This is a genomic window from Vibrio sp. TRT 17S01, assembly GCF_050113695.1.
In the GTDB taxonomy this organism is placed as follows: domain Bacteria; phylum Pseudomonadota; class Gammaproteobacteria; order Enterobacterales; family Vibrionaceae; genus Vibrio.
Genome location: NZ_JBNJOG010000002.1, coordinates 128,909 through 143,028 on the forward strand (window position 1 = coordinate 128,909; position 14,120 = coordinate 143,028).

The window sequence follows — 14,120 nt, forward strand, 5'->3', positions numbered from 1 at the left end:
TCGAGCAATCAGAGATAACTCGACGTTTTAGCGATATTAAACGTCTAATAGCAGACGCGCTGGATCTTCCAGTAGCTCCTTAATGGTGACAAGGAATCCTACTGACTCACGACCATCAATCAAACGGTGGTCATAAGAGAGTGCTAGGTACATCATTGGCAAAATTTCTACTTTGCCATCAACTGCCATTGGACGCTCTTGGATTTTGTGCATACCCAAGATTGCCGATTGTGGTGGGTTGATGATTGGCGTCGACATCAATGAGCCAAATACCCCGCCATTTGTGATAGTGAAATTACCACCCATCAGTTCATCAACGGTTAGCTTACCGTCACGGCCTTTAATAGCTAACTCTTTAATGCCTTTTTCGATGTCAGCAAAACCTAGTGTGTCACAATCTTTTAGAACTGGAGTGACCAGACCACGTGGCGTAGAAACCGCCATACTGATATCGAAGTAATTGTGGTAAACAATGTCATCACCATCGATAGATGCGTTCACTTCTGGGTAACGTTTCAGCGCTTCTGTTACTGCTTTTACGTAGAAAGACATGAAACCAAGACGAGTACCGTGACGCTCTTCGAACTGATCTTTATATTGCTTACGAAGATCCATGATTGGTTTCATATTCACTTCGTTAAACGTTGTTAGCATCGCCGTATTGTTCTTAGCTTCTAGAAGACGGTTTGCCACTGTCTTACGTAGACGCGTCATTGGTACACGTTTTTGGCTACGGGCTGCTGCTGGCGCTTCAACCACTGCAGAGGCTTCTGCTTTCGGTGCAGCCTTCGCGTTAGCTAGGTGAGCGTCAATGTCTTCTCGAGTAATACGACCACCAACACCTGTACCTTTCACTTGGGATGCTTCCAAGCTATGTTCAGCAAGCAGTCGACGAACGGCAGGGCTAAGTGCATCGTTGCTTTCTTCAGTAAGCGCAGCTTTATGACGCTTATCTGGAGACGCTTCTGTTTCTTCCGTAGTATCTGTCGTAGGCTCACCAGCGACAGCACCAGGCTTAAGCTTAGCGATTAATTGTTTAGAAAGTACAGTTGCACCTTCTTCTTCTATAATGGCTTCTAAAACACCGGCTTCAGGAGCTGGCACTTCAAGCACTACTTTATCAGTTTCAATATCAACCAGAACTTCATCACGCTCAACGGCGTCGCCTGGTTGTTTGTGCCATGTTGCAACAGTTGCGTCGGCCACTGATTCAGGTAAATCTGGAACCAGAATTTCAATAGTCATATCTGTTTCTTCCTTTTACTTCTAGTTCTTAATCCGAAGTTTTTGCATTCACGTTTAAAGCGTCTTCAACTAACGCTTTTTGCTGTTTCAAGTGTACTGACATATAACCAACCGCAGGGGACGCTGAAGCAGGTCGTCCTGCATATTTAAGGTCAGCTCCTGTAGGAATCGCAGCACGGAAATTATGTTGACTACAGTACCAAGCTCCTTGGTTCTGAGGCTCTTCCTGACACCATACAAAATCGACAACATTTTTGTACTCGGCGATCGAGGCTTGTACTTCCTCAAGTGGGAATGGATACAGTTGCTCGATACGTACAATAGCAACATCGTCTTGCTCATTATTTCGGCGCTGTTCAAGTAGATCGAAGTAGACCTTGCCAGAACAAAAAACAACACGTTTCACTTTTTCTGGAGCAATATTGTCAATTTCACCAATAGCAGGCTGGAACGTACCATTAGCGAGCTCTTCGATCGAAGACGTACACAACGGATGACGAAGCAATGATTTAGGAGACATTACAATCAAAGGACGTCGCATTGGACGAACGACCTGACGACGCAGCATGTGGTAAACCTGAGCAGGTGTTGATGGCACAACAACTTGCATGTTTTGCTCAGCACATAACTGTAGGTATCGTTCAAGACGAGCGGATGAGTGCTCTGGCCCCTGACCTTCATAACCATGAGGCAGTAACATCGTCAGACCACATAAACGCGCCCACTTTTGCTCACCTGATGAGATAAATTGGTCAATAACAACTTGGGCACCGTTAGCGAAATCACCAAACTGCGCTTCCCATAGCGTTAAACCACTTGGCTCTGCCGTCGCATAGCCGTATTCAAATGCAAGTACGGCTTCCTCAGACAATACCGAGTCAAACACTTGGAATGGCCCTTGTTTGTCATGAATATTCGCTAGTGGAATAAATGTGCTGGCATCTGTTTGGTTATGCAGAACTGAGTGACGATGGAAGAATGTGCCACGTCCTGAGTCTTGCCCAGAAATTCGAATACGCTTCCCATCATCAACCAATGTTGCATAAGCAAGCGTTTCAGCCATACCCCAATCGATCTGCTTCTCACCATTCATCATAGATAAACGATCGTTGTACAGCTTATTCACTCGACTTTGAAGCTTATGACTTTCAGGGAACTGACATACCTTATTGCCTAACTCTTTCAAGCGTTCAGCATCAACTTGACTGTCCCAATCGATGTTCCAATCGTGTCCAAGATAAGGTGACCAATCAACAGAGTGCAATGCCATCGGACGCCATTCCTTAACAACGACTTCACCATGATCTAATGCATCACGGTATTCATTAACTAACTGGGTTGCCGTTTCAATATCGAACTCACCACGGTCGATCAATACATCTGCATACAGTTTGCGAGGCGTTGGGTGCTTTTTGATTTTCTGGTACATCAAAGGCTGAGTTGCATTTGGCTCATCTGCTTCGTTATGACCATGGCGGCGATAACAAACTAGATCAATCACAACATCACGCTTAAAAGTATTGCGATAATCCAGAGCCAGGCGGGCAACAAAAGCAACTGCTTCAGGATCATCAGCATTCACGTGGAATATAGGTGCCTGTACCATTTTAGCGATATCAGTACAGTACATGGTTGAACGCGTATCACGAGGATTAGATGTCGTGAAACCAACTTGGTTATTCACCACGATTCGAACTGTACCACCGACACAGAAACCGCGAGCCTGAGACATGTTGAATGTTTCTTGAACTACACCTTGACCCGCAATGGCAGAGTCACCGTGGATAGTGATAGGAAGAACAGCATCACCATTCTTATCATTCAAGCGGTCTTGACGAGCACGCACTGAACCAATAACCACTGGATTAACAATTTCAAGGTGGGATGGGTTGAAGGCTAGCGCTAAATGTACATCGCCACCTGGCGTTGCAAAATCAGCAGAAAAACCTTGGTGATATTTAACGTCACCCGTTCCCCATGTTTCATCATGCTTACCAGCAAACTCGTCGAACAGGTCTTGAGGCTTTTTACCAAGAACGTTGACCAGCATGTTCAAACGTCCGCGGTGAGCCATACCAACCACAACTTCACGCATCCCTTGACCACCAGCATGACGAATAATCTCTTTCGTCATTGGGATCAAGGCATCACCACCTTCTAACGAGAAACGTTTAGCCCCAGGGAATTTAGCCCCTAAATAACGCTCAAGGCCTTCAGCAGCTGTAAGCTCTTCTAAGAATGCACGCTTTTCTTCGTCATTAAATGATGGCTGACCTACCACTGATTCTAAACGCTGTTGAATCCAACGCTTTTGCTCAGTGTTTGTCATGTGCATATACTCAGCACCGATAGAACCACAGTAAGTTTTCTTCAGTGCATCGTAGAGATCTTTAAGCACCATGGTCTCTTGACCAATAGCAAAAGAACCTACGTTAAACGTTTCTTGGAAGTCGTCTTCGGTAAGAGTATGGAAGGAAGGATCAAGATCTTGAACCGCATCTCTTTTCCATAGACCTAGAGGGTCTAGGTTTGCAGCTTGATGCCCACGAAAACGATAAGCATTGATAAGCTGTAGAACTTTTACTTGTTTAGCATCGACATCAGGATCACTAACTTGGACATTGTAATGCTTTGTTTCTTGAGCGAGTCGTCGGAAGTAATCACGGACACGTGAATGTGGCTGTTCCACCACCTCAGAGGCTTGCACAGGCAAACCATCAAATACACGTCTCCACTCCTCACTTACCTGATCGGGGTCACTTAGATACAGTTCGTAGAGTTCTTCTACGTAGGTTGCATTGGCGCCAGCCAAGTGTGAAGACTCGAGCCATGCCTTCATCACGCCGTTGTGCATATTTTCCCTTAACCAGTAGTTTTCACGTTTGCGTCGGTCTACGCCGAGCTATAAAGAGCCGACCCTCTGGATCGGCAATTTGTTTTATTAAATTAAATCGAACGATTAACCAGCATACTCTTAATATGACCAATAGCTTTCGTCGGATTTAGTCCCTTAGGACAAACACTTACACAATTCATGATGCTATGGCAACGAAAAACGCTAAATGCATCGTCTAAATCTGACAAACGTTCATCCGTAGCCGTATCTCGACTATCAATTAGCCATCGGTAAGCAGCTAGTAAGCCCGCAGGCCCAATAAACTTATCAGGATTCCACCAGAATGAAGGACACGATGTGGTGCAGCACGCACACATGATACATTCGTATAAACCATCTAAATGGGCACGCTCATCTGGCGTCTGCAGGTTTTCTCGCGATGGTGGCAATTTGTCATCATCGATTAGGAACGGTTTTACTTTCGCGTAATTATCGTAAAACTGAGTCATATCAACGATGAGGTCACGTACCACAGGTAAACCTGGTAATGGGCGAATGACAATCTTATCACCCTGCAGTGCAGATAGCGGTGTGATACACGCTAGGCCGTTTTTACCATTCATATTTAGACCGTCAGAACCACATACGCCTTCACGACAGGAACGACGGAACGCGATGCTCGGATCTTGCTCTTTTAGTAGAATCAGCGCATCCAGAACCATCATGTCTGAGCCTTCTTCCACGTCAAGAATGTAATCCTTCATGTAAGGTTTAGTATCCACATCCGGATTGTAGCGATATAAAGAGAAGTTCAATTTCATGGTCATATCCTCCCTTTAGTAAGTACGTACTTTCGGCGGGAAAGCTTCACGATGCACTGGCGTCATGTTTACATCACGCTTCGTCATCGCTTCCGTTTCCGGATTGTAGATAGAGTGGCATAGCCAGTTTTCATCATCACGCTCTGGGAAGTCGAAGCGAGCATGTGCACCACGGCTTTCAGTACGGTAGTTAGCCGCCACTGCTGTTGAGAACGCAGTTTCCATCAAGTTATCTAACTCTAGACATTCAATGCGTTGCGTGTTGAATTCAGAAGACTTATCAGCAAGGTGTGCATCCTGTAGACGCTCACGAATCACTTTTAGCTCTTCTAGACCTGTTGCCATTGCATCGCCTTCACGGAACACCGAGAAACTATTTTGCATGCAAGATTGCAGATCTTTACGGATTTGAACTGGGTCTTCACCACCAGTGCTGTTTTCCCAACGCATAGTACGCGCTAGAGATGCTTCAATATCAGATTCTGTCGCAGGGCGAGCTTCAGCTTGTGCAGCCAATGTTTCGCCAAGGTGTAAACCTGTCGCGCGACCGAATACCACAAGGTCAAGCAGTGAGTTACCACCCAGTCGGTTTGCACCGTGTACTGATACTGAAGCGATTTCACCACATGCGTATAAACCTTGAACTTCAACGTCATTGCCGTCAGCAGTCTGCTTGATTGCCTGACCTGAAACTTGTGTTGGAACACCGCCCATCATGTAGTGACAGGTTGGGATTACTGGAATTGGCTCTTTCACTGGATCCACATGCGCGAATGTACGTGAAAGCTCACAGATACCTGGTAGACGAGATTCAAGAACGTCTTTACCTAGATGATCCAGTTTCAGCTTGATGTGCGGACCCCAAGGACCGTCACAACCACGACCTTCACGGATTTCAATCATCATTGAACGCGCGACTACGTCACGCCCCGCAAGATCTTTCGCGTTTGGTGCATAACGTTCCATGAAGCGCTCGCCGTCTTTATTTAGAAGGTAACCACCTTCACCACGACAACCTTCTGTAACAAGAACACCTGCGCCAGCGATACCCGTTGGATGGAACTGCCACATTTCCATGTCTTGCATTGGAACGCCAGCACGAAGTGCCATACCAACACCATCACCAGTATTGATGTGCGCGTTCGTTGTTGACGCGTAGATACGACCTGCACCACCTGTTGCTAGAATGGTTGCTTTTGATTTGAAGTAACAAATCTCGCCCGTTTCCATACAGATCGCAGTACAACCCATGATCGCGCCATCTTGGTTTTTCACCAAATCTAGTGCGTACCATTCAGAAAAAATGGTTGTTTTGTGTTTTACGTTTTGTTGGTAAAGCGTATGAAGAAGTGCGTGACCTGTACGGTCTGCCGCAGCTGCTGTACGAGCCGCTTGCTCACCACCAAACTCTTTTGACTGACCACCAAACGGACGTTGGTAAATTGTACCGTTATCAAAGCGAGAGAATGGAAGCCCCATTTTCTCGAGTTCGATAACAGACTCAGGACCGTTTTTACACATGTACTCGATTGCATTTTGATCACCAATGTAGTCCGAACCTTTTACGGTGTCGTACATGTGCCATTGCCAATTGTCCTGATGCGAGTTACCAAGCGCAACGGTGATACCCCCCTGCGCAGAAACAGTATGAGAACGAGTTGGAAAAACTTTAGATAGCAAAGCACAAGATAAGCCTTGCTCTGATATTTGTAGTGCAGCGCGCATACCTGCACCACCAGCGCCGATAACCACGGCATCAAATTCACGAACTGGAATAGTCACTTACGCACCCCACAAAATAAACAGACCAGAGAAGAAATAACCCAATAGCACGGCTATCACACTTAATTGAAGTGCACCTCGTAGCTTGGTGCACTTGATGTAATCAGTTAGCACTTGCCACAAGCCAATCCAGGCATGAATTAAAACGGAAGCCAAAGCAAGCATGGTAAATACTTTAGTAAAAGTACCACCAAAGAATTGGGTCCAAGATGCGTAAGAGATATCAGTGAACGCACAGAAGCTCACTAAATAGATAGTGTATAACGTCATAATGATGGCTGTTGCACGGATCAATAGGAAATCATGCACACCATTACGACCAAAAGAGGAAACGTGTTTTACCATACCATAATCCCCGCCAATAACGATAAAACTGCCGTCGCACCAAATGCCACTTTTGCACTCAATGCTCCTGACTCAAGTTCTTCAAAATGACCGAGATCCATTAGCAAGTGGCGAATACCACCCGCAACATGATAGGCCAAAGCAGTTAGTATTCCCCAAAGAATTAGCTTCACAAAAAAACCATCGACAATATCGCTGGCTTCCATGAACCCAACAGGGGATGACAGAGAAATGGACAGCAACCATAACAAAATACCTACCGCTACAAACGTGATTACACCAGATACCCGGTGTAATATTGATGCGATTGCAGTGATAGGAAAGCGAATGGTCTGTAGATCTAGATTTACAGGTCTTGACTTTCTTTCTTTCACGGGCTTGCTCACTCAGCTCCATTGAGCATTTATTGTTATAAACGAAATTTGGCTGCAAACTTACAAAAGTTAACATTTATTTAACAAGAAAACCCTCAAATCGGGCCGGTTAATTGTAAAACACTTGTTAACAAACAAGGAAAGAAACGTCCCCTCACATTTGTTTCAAGCCTTGAATTTATAAGGTTTCCCCCAAAATTTACAGCGTCACTATAAGACTAGCAACATTCTAATACAATTGATGTAACATTTTTTGCTACACAGAACAGATTTTTAACTTTATGCGCATAAAAAATCAAAACAAGTGCACACATCAGCGGAGAAAAATTGACTTTGTTAACGAACCAACGTACAAAAATGGCACATAAACATCCTGGACGGATTAAATAATAAACAAAGGAGATTGTTATGGCAGATAAGAAAGCGACCCTTCATATTGAAGGTAAAGCGCCAATCGAACTGCCGATTATGGACGGGACTATTGGCCCGCAAGTAATCGATGTTCGAAAACTGGGAGCAAATGGATTCTTTACTTTTGACCCTGGTTTTCTTGCCACTGCATCTTGTGAATCTCAAATCACCTACATCGATGGCGCTAAGGGCGTGTTACTGCACCGAGGCTTTCCAATCGATCAGTTAGCAAATAACGCTGACTACTTAGAAGTTTGTTACATTCTTCTTTACGGTGAAGCCCCTACTCGTGAGCAATACGAAAAATTTAAAACGACGGTTACCCGCCACACAATGGTCCATGAGCAAATTGCTAGCTTCTTCCACGGATTCCGCCGTGATGCGCACCCAATGGCTGTAATGTGTGGTGTTGTTGGTGCTCTAGCCGCGTTTTACCATGATTCCCTAGATATCCATAACGATACGCACCGTGAAATCGCTGCTTATCGTTTACTATCAAAGATGCCTACCTTGGCTGCGATGTGTTACAAATACTCTATCGGCCAACCATTCATTTATCCACGTAATGACCTAAGTTACGCAGAAAACTTCCTTCACATGATGTTTGCAAACCCTTGTGAGGAATACGAAGTGAATCCTGTGGTTGCACGTGCTATGGATAAGATTTTCACGCTTCACGCAGACCACGAGCAAAATGCTTCCACTTCAACGGTTCGATTAGCTGGTTCTTCTGGTGCAAACCCATTTGCATGTATTGCTGCTGGTATTGCGTCTCTGTGGGGTCCTGCACACGGTGGTGCAAACGAAGCGTGTCTGAAGATGCTTGAAGAGATCGGCAGTGTAGATAACATTCCTGAGTACGTAGAGCGTGCGAAAGACAAAGATGACCCATTCCGTCTAATGGGCTTTGGGCACCGTGTTTATAAGAACTACGACCCTCGTGCAACAGTAATGCGGGAAGCTTGTCACGAAGTGCTTAAGGAACTTAATATCCAAGATCCACTTTTAGATGTGGCAATGGAGCTTGAGCGAATTGCACTCTCTGATGAATATTTCGTAGAGAAGAAACTATACCCGAATGTTGATTTCTACTCGGGAATCATTTTAAAAGCGATTGGTATTCCTGTCTCTATGTTCACAGTGATCTTTGCTATGTCTCGTACAATTGGATGGATCGCTCACTGGAATGAAATGCATAGCGATCCAGGCAACCGAATTGGCCGCCCTCGCCAGCTTTATACAGGTGAAACACAGCGTGAGTTTTCACCACTTCACGAACGTGAATAAGCAGCTAACAGTATGAAAAAAGGGTTGAGACTCGCATCTCAACCCTTTTTTATTGCGCAAAATCCAACTTGTTTATACTGGATTATCGATATCAATAAATTCAACTTCAAGGCCATGCTCTCTTACTAACCACTCTCCCAAAGCTTTAATACCGTAACGTTCCGTTGCGTGGTGACCAGCTGAAAAGTAATGAATATCCAACTCACGAGCGGTGTAAGTCGTACGTTCTGAGATCTCTCCCGAAATAAACGCATCTAATCCATGCTGAGTAGCTAGCTCAATGAAATCCTGACCTCCGCCAGTGCACCAACCGACTGTCTCTATCATTTTATCCGCATTTTCAGGTGCAATATGTAGGGGTTCACGGTTTAATACTAGATTGATTTTGTTAGCAAACTCAGCACCTGTCATCGCTTGCTTTAAACGACCAAACATAGCAACTGATTGAGGGTGGCCTTCAAGCCCGCCTTCCACTTCAATTTCCAATAAACGTGCAAGTTCTGCGTTATTACCAAGTTCAGGGTGAATATCTAACGGTAAGTGGTACCCGTACAGGTTGATATCATTTTTAATCAAACTACGGATACGCTTTCCTTTCATGCCACGAATTGGCTCAGGTTCACCTTTCCAAAAATAACCGTGATGAACAAGCAATGCATCTGCTTCCAACTCGATAGCTTTATCGATCAGTGCTTGCGAAGCAGTTACACCCGTAATAATACGTTTGATTTCTGATTTACCCTCAACTTGCATACCATTTGGAGCATAGTCTTTGATAAGTTGCGGCGACAGTTTCTCGTTGAGGATCTTTTCCAGCTGTAAATTGTTCATTATTACTTCCAATACTTGTGGCTTGACCAAAGTGTATATCGAACCGTAATCAGGATGCCAGTTGTCACATCCCCAACTTGAATAAATTTCGATACAATAAAAAGGCTTTTATAGTGATAACAAGGATAATAGATGAATTCGCTACAACGTTTCTACCAATGGATTGCAAACACGCCTCCACTATTTAAACTCAAATCTCCTTTTGCCACTGTTGAAGATATTCCCAATCACCCCTTACCAGAAGATGAAAATTATAATGGTAACCCTCGACTTGGTTTTCTATACCAACACCTTTGCACTAAGCTGCTAACTAGCTCGCCTCGATATGAATTGATTGCTGAAGAAATTCAACTCAATGACGCGACTGGACGCACAATTGGTGCTGTCGACTTGATCCTGAAAAACCTGGAAAGCAATCAATACGAACACTGGGAAGTGGCAATTAAGTTCTACTTATTCCATGAAGGCATTTGGTATGGACCGAATGCTCACGATCAGCTACATAAAAAGCTCGATCGCATGCTGACCCACCAACTAAAAATGAGCCAGAGAGATGAATTCCGTCAACAACTGTCTTTGGGGAGCGTGCCGAGCGAACATTTATTGATGCAAGGACGCCTTTACATCAACCCTTTCTCAACGGATCCGTTACCGACAAGCTGCCTGGGTTACGAGTTAGACTCTAACCAAATATCTGGTTATTGGTGCTATCAAAGTCAATGGGATCTAATTACCGAGCCGCTTTACGCCCTTTCGAAACCTCTTTGGGCAATAGGCAATGGCGAGTTCTTGGAACCCATAGATAAGCCATCAAACCGGTTCATTCATGCTCAGACAAAGAGTGGTCAATTTTGGTTTGTTGTACCGGATACTTGGCCGAATTAAAAGCGGAGTACAACGCTCTGTAATCCTAAAAAATGCGCTCTGTTTGGGTTTCCATAAAAAAGGGCCGACACTCGGTCAGCCCTTTTTAAAGCCTTAATCGTTCGAATTACAGACCAGCGGCTGCAAACACTTGATTAACGATTTCTTGTGCTTCTGCTTCGATTTGTTTTAGGTGTTCTTCACCTTTGAAGCTTTCACAGTAAATTTTGTAGATGTCTTCTGTTCCAGATGGACGAGCAGCGAACCAACCATTAGCTGTCGTTACTTTTAGACCACCGATTGCAGCACCGTTACCTGGAGCGTGCGTCAGGCGAGCCGTAATTGCATCGCCGGCCAGTGTTTCAGCCGCAACCATTTCAGCAGACAGCTTCTTCAATACGTCTTTTTGAGGGCCATTCGCTACCGCTTGAATGCGGTTGTACTTAGATTCGCCATGCTTCGCCGCAAGCTCTTCGTAGTACTCTTGTGGGTTCTTGCCTGTAACTGCAGTGATTTCAGCCGCTAGAAGACATAGTAAAATACCATCTTTGTCAGTTGACCAAGGCGTACCATCTTTACGAAGGAAAGATGCACCTGCACTTTCTTCACCGCCGAAGCCAAACTTACCAGTGTAAAGGCCATCAACAAACCATTTGAAACCTACAGGCACTTCACATAGCTCACGACCTAGATCCGCAACAACACGGTCAATCAGTGCACTTGATACAAGCGTTTTACCAACGGCAACCTCTTTGCCCCACACGTCACGATGACGATATAGGTAATCGATACAAACCGCTAAGAAGTGGTTAGGGTTCATTAAACCTTTTGGCGTTACGATGCCGTGACGGTCATAATCCGGGTCATTACCAAATGCTAAATCGTATTCGTCTTTCAGAGCCAATAGACCTGCCATTGCGTAGGGAGAAGAACAGTCCATACGTACAACGCCATCTTTATCTAGAGACATAAATTGGAAAGAAGGATCAATCGCTTCGCTCACCAGTGTCAGGTCTAGGTTGTATGCCTGCCCAATTTGACGCCAGTAGTCGATGCCGCTGCCACCCAATGGATCAACACCAATCTTCAGATTTGCTTTTTGGATAGCTTCCATGTCGATAACGTTTACTAGGTCATCTATGTATGGCTTCACTAAATCCATTTCAACAAATAACTCTGATGCTTTAGCTTCTGCTAGTGGAAGACGCTTAACACCCTGCAAGCCTTCAGCAATTAGCGCATTTGCACGATCTTCGATAGCTTGAGTCAGTTCTGCTTCTGCTGGACCACCGTGAGTTGGGTTGTATTTAATACCGCCGTCTTGAGGTGGGTTGTGTGATGGCGTAATTACAATGCCATCAGCTTTATCATCATGCTTGATGTTATAAGTCAGGATCGCGTGTGAAATACCTGGTGTTGGAGTGTAGCCATTATCTTGTTGAACGATGACCTTTACACCATTTGCAATCAATACTTCAATTACGCTTGAGAATGCAGGCTCAGACAACGCATGCGTATCCTTACCAACAAATAAAGGACCTGTCGTACCTTGCTCTGCACGAACTTCAGCAACCGCTTGAGCAATAGCTAAGATATGATTCTCATTAAATGTTGCTTTATCTGCCGTACCACGATGTCCTGAGGTACCAAACTCTACTTTATGAGCAGGGTTTGAAGGTTCTGGTTGAAGAAGAAAATAATTAGAAACCAAAGCTGGGATGTTATGCAGATCTTGCTGCTGCGCTTTCTGTCCCGCTCTTGGGTGCATAGCCATGTCGACACCTTTCTTAAAATTAAGATTAGAAAAATAAAAAACCTCATAACACTGTTTCTTACCTGTTATGAGGTTTAAATTAGTTCGGCTTAAATGGCATTGATGACCTTTTCGGCGAGGTCAGCAGGCAAACTCATTCGGCCCATCAATTGTTCTACCATCTGTCTTTTTCGACTGGTGTTATTGTTGGTAATAACCCAGAAAGGCGTGTTAGGAATCGACTTCGGCTTGGTCGTATTCCCACTTTCTAGTAACGTCTGCTCATTTTCAGCAAAATAAACGCGCTTACGCCCTTTAACTTGAGTTGCTTCAGCAAAACCGGCTGGATCAATTCGGTATAACGTTGAAAGCACCAACATAAAACGATCAATTGCTTTTTTCAGTCCAGCAAATTCATCTGAAATTAGCATCGAACGCATTTCTTTAACGGCATCAACCGACATTCTTTCCCCAGCATCTTTGCTAACCACAATACCTTGTGGCTCAACATTTTTTACCGGTTCCATAACTTGAACATCACCATCAACGTTCAATAAACGACGCAGAATATCTGAAGCACTCTCTCCGATATGTTGGGTTTGACTTGCGATGTAACGGTATAAATCCTCATCAACCTCAATTGTTTTCATTCGCTTTTCACAATCTCTATGTTTAAACTCATGGGGATTATAGCGAGATCTTTTCTGATACTCTACGATAAACCAGTCACTAATAAGATAAAATGTCGCAGCTTCTCAACTATAAACTTGAAGGTGAGGGTCACACCGTCGTATTGATCCATGGTCTATTTGGCAATCTAGACAATCTAGGGCTTTTAGCGCGTGAATTAAAAAAACGCTTTCAAGTACTTAGCATTGATTTGCGCAATCACGGGCTTTCTTTCCACTCTGACAGTCACACATATCAGCAGCAAGCGGAAGATGTTCTCTCGCTATTGCAACATCTAAACATCCAACAATGTTCTATTATCGGCCACTCTATGGGTGGAAAAGTGGCAATGAAAGTCACTGCCATGGCTCAAAACATGGTCGATAAGTTGGTGGTATTAGATATGGCGCCAGTCGCTTATCACGTTGCAAGACATGATAACGTTATTCAAGGGCTAAAAGCCGTTCAACAAGCCCAACCTGCTCACCGAAAAGAGGCGTTAGAGATCTTAGCTCAACACATCGAAATGGAAGGTGTAAGACAGTTCCTCGGTAAATCCTTATATAAGAACCATGATCATTTTAGTTGGCGTTTCAATGTCGACAGTTTACAAAAGAACTATTGGGATATTCTTGATTGGGAGACAGTTCCACCAGTCAAAGTCCCCACCCTCTTTATTAAAGGTGGAGAGTCTGATTACTTGACTGCTGAACATCAGCCGTTGGTAAAAAAACAATTTGTTAATGCAAAGGCGCATGTGATCTCAAATACTGGTCATTGGCTTCACGCAGAAAAACCAGCAGAAGTACTAAGGGCGATCACAAAGTTTTTCACTTAAGCTTCTAAACGAGTTTTGACGAGAATAAGAAGTATCTACACCACATTCATTAACTTTAGATGTT

General features: G+C 44.3%; 12 protein-coding genes. 3 read left to right on the plus strand and 9 right to left on the minus strand.

Going from position 1 to position 14,120, the window contains the following annotated elements; genetic code table 11:
• Positions 1 to 36 precede the first annotated feature (36 nt).
• The 6 genes from odhB to sdhC form a co-directional block, all read right to left on the minus strand.
• Entirely contained in the window at positions 37 to 1,245 is a 1,209-nt protein-coding gene (odhB, locus tag ACQEXS_RS03900) for a 2-oxoglutarate dehydrogenase complex dihydrolipoyllysine-residue succinyltransferase (protein ID WP_367987046.1), read from the minus strand.
• A gap of 28 nt (positions 1,246 to 1,273) precedes the next feature.
• Positions 1,274 to 4,099, minus strand: a complete 2,826-nt coding sequence (gene sucA / locus ACQEXS_RS03905) for a 2-oxoglutarate dehydrogenase E1 component (RefSeq protein ID WP_367987047.1) — start codon at positions 4,097 to 4,099, stop codon at positions 1,274 to 1,276.
• 92 nt (positions 4,100 to 4,191) lie between these two features.
• Positions 4,192 to 4,902 carry a succinate dehydrogenase iron-sulfur subunit gene (locus ACQEXS_RS03910; RefSeq protein ID WP_427012901.1) on the minus strand — a complete coding sequence of 237 codons (711 nt, stop codon included), beginning with the start codon at positions 4,900 to 4,902 and terminating at the stop codon, positions 4,192 to 4,194.
• 15 nt (positions 4,903 to 4,917) lie between these two features.
• Positions 4,918 to 6,684: a succinate dehydrogenase flavoprotein subunit gene (sdhA, locus tag ACQEXS_RS03915; RefSeq protein WP_367987049.1), complete on the minus strand. Its 1,767-nt coding sequence runs from the start codon at positions 6,682 to 6,684 to the stop codon at positions 4,918 to 4,920.
• On the minus strand, positions 6,685 to 7,029 hold the full coding sequence (sdhD, locus tag ACQEXS_RS03920) for a succinate dehydrogenase, hydrophobic membrane anchor protein (protein WP_367987050.1): 345 nt from the start codon (positions 7,027 to 7,029) through the stop codon (positions 6,685 to 6,687).
• Entirely contained in the window at positions 7,023 to 7,415 is a 393-nt protein-coding gene (sdhC, locus tag ACQEXS_RS03925) for a succinate dehydrogenase cytochrome b556 subunit (RefSeq protein ID WP_427012902.1), read from the minus strand. The genes sdhD and sdhC overlap by 7 nt, the downstream gene beginning before the upstream one ends.
• A 396-nt stretch (positions 7,416 to 7,811) precedes the next feature.
• Between sdhC and ACQEXS_RS03930 the strand changes: the two genes are divergently transcribed.
• On the plus strand, positions 7,812 to 9,101 hold the full coding sequence (locus tag ACQEXS_RS03930) for a citrate synthase (RefSeq protein ID WP_367987052.1): 1,290 nt from the start codon (positions 7,812 to 7,814) through the stop codon (positions 9,099 to 9,101).
• A gap of 72 nt (positions 9,102 to 9,173) precedes the next feature.
• On the opposite strand, the gene ACQEXS_RS03935 is transcribed toward ACQEXS_RS03930, so the two are convergent.
• The gene (locus tag ACQEXS_RS03935; RefSeq protein WP_427012903.1) at positions 9,174 to 9,932 is read right to left on the minus strand and encodes a Nif3-like dinuclear metal center hexameric protein; all 759 of its coding nucleotides are present in this window, start codon (positions 9,930 to 9,932) and stop codon (positions 9,174 to 9,176) included.
• A gap of 132 nt (positions 9,933 to 10,064) precedes the next feature.
• On the opposite strand from ACQEXS_RS03935, the gene ACQEXS_RS03940 reads away from it, so the two are divergent.
• Positions 10,065 to 10,817 carry a DUF1853 family protein gene (locus ACQEXS_RS03940; RefSeq protein WP_427012904.1) on the plus strand — a complete coding sequence of 251 codons (753 nt, stop codon included), beginning with the start codon at positions 10,065 to 10,067 and terminating at the stop codon, positions 10,815 to 10,817.
• A 106-nt stretch (positions 10,818 to 10,923) separates the two neighbouring features.
• Here the strand turns inward: ACQEXS_RS03940 and pgm are convergent, their stop codons facing one another.
• Positions 10,924 to 12,570, minus strand: a complete 1,647-nt coding sequence (gene pgm / locus ACQEXS_RS03945) for a phosphoglucomutase (alpha-D-glucose-1,6-bisphosphate-dependent) (RefSeq protein WP_427012905.1) — start codon at positions 12,568 to 12,570, stop codon at positions 10,924 to 10,926.
• 89 nt (positions 12,571 to 12,659) lie between these two features.
• Complete coding sequence (seqA, locus tag ACQEXS_RS03950; protein ID WP_367987056.1) at positions 12,660 to 13,199, minus strand: replication initiation negative regulator SeqA; 540 nt, start codon at positions 13,197 to 13,199, stop codon at positions 12,660 to 12,662.
• A gap of 92 nt (positions 13,200 to 13,291) precedes the next feature.
• Between seqA and ACQEXS_RS03955 the strand changes: the two genes are divergently transcribed.
• The gene (locus ACQEXS_RS03955) at positions 13,292 to 14,056 is read left to right on the plus strand and encodes an alpha/beta fold hydrolase (RefSeq protein ID WP_427012906.1); all 765 of its coding nucleotides are present in this window, start codon (positions 13,292 to 13,294) and stop codon (positions 14,054 to 14,056) included.
• The last annotated feature ends 64 nt before the right edge of the window (positions 14,057 to 14,120 follow it).

Excerpts from the sequence above, each read along its gene's own strand:
- sdhD (WP_367987050.1), bottom strand. The coding sequence starts at position 7,029 with ATGGTAAAACACGTTTCCTCTTTTGGTCGTAATGGTGTGCATGATTTC.
- seqA (WP_367987056.1), bottom strand. The coding sequence starts at position 13,199 with ATGAAAACAATTGAGGTTGATGAGGATTTATACCGTTACATCGCAAGT.
- ACQEXS_RS03935 (WP_427012903.1), bottom strand. The coding sequence starts at position 9,932 with ATGAACAATTTACAGCTGGAAAAGATCCTCAACGAGAAACTGTCGCCG.
- sucA (WP_367987047.1), bottom strand. The coding sequence starts at position 4,099 with ATGCACAACGGCGTGATGAAGGCATGGCTCGAGTCTTCACACTTGGCT.
- pgm (WP_427012905.1), bottom strand. The coding sequence starts at position 12,570 with ATGGCTATGCACCCAAGAGCGGGACAGAAAGCGCAGCAGCAAGATCTG.
- ACQEXS_RS03930 (WP_367987052.1), top strand. The coding sequence starts at position 7,812 with ATGGCAGATAAGAAAGCGACCCTTCATATTGAAGGTAAAGCGCCAATC.
- odhB (WP_367987046.1), bottom strand. The coding sequence starts at position 1,245 with ATGACTATTGAAATTCTGGTTCCAGATTTACCTGAATCAGTGGCCGAC.
- ACQEXS_RS03955 (WP_427012906.1), top strand. The coding sequence starts at position 13,292 with ATGTCGCAGCTTCTCAACTATAAACTTGAAGGTGAGGGTCACACCGTC.
- ACQEXS_RS03910 (WP_427012901.1), bottom strand. The coding sequence starts at position 4,902 with ATGAAATTGAACTTCTCTTTATATCGCTACAATCCGGATGTGGATACT.
- ACQEXS_RS03940 (WP_427012904.1), top strand. The coding sequence starts at position 10,065 with ATGAATTCGCTACAACGTTTCTACCAATGGATTGCAAACACGCCTCCA.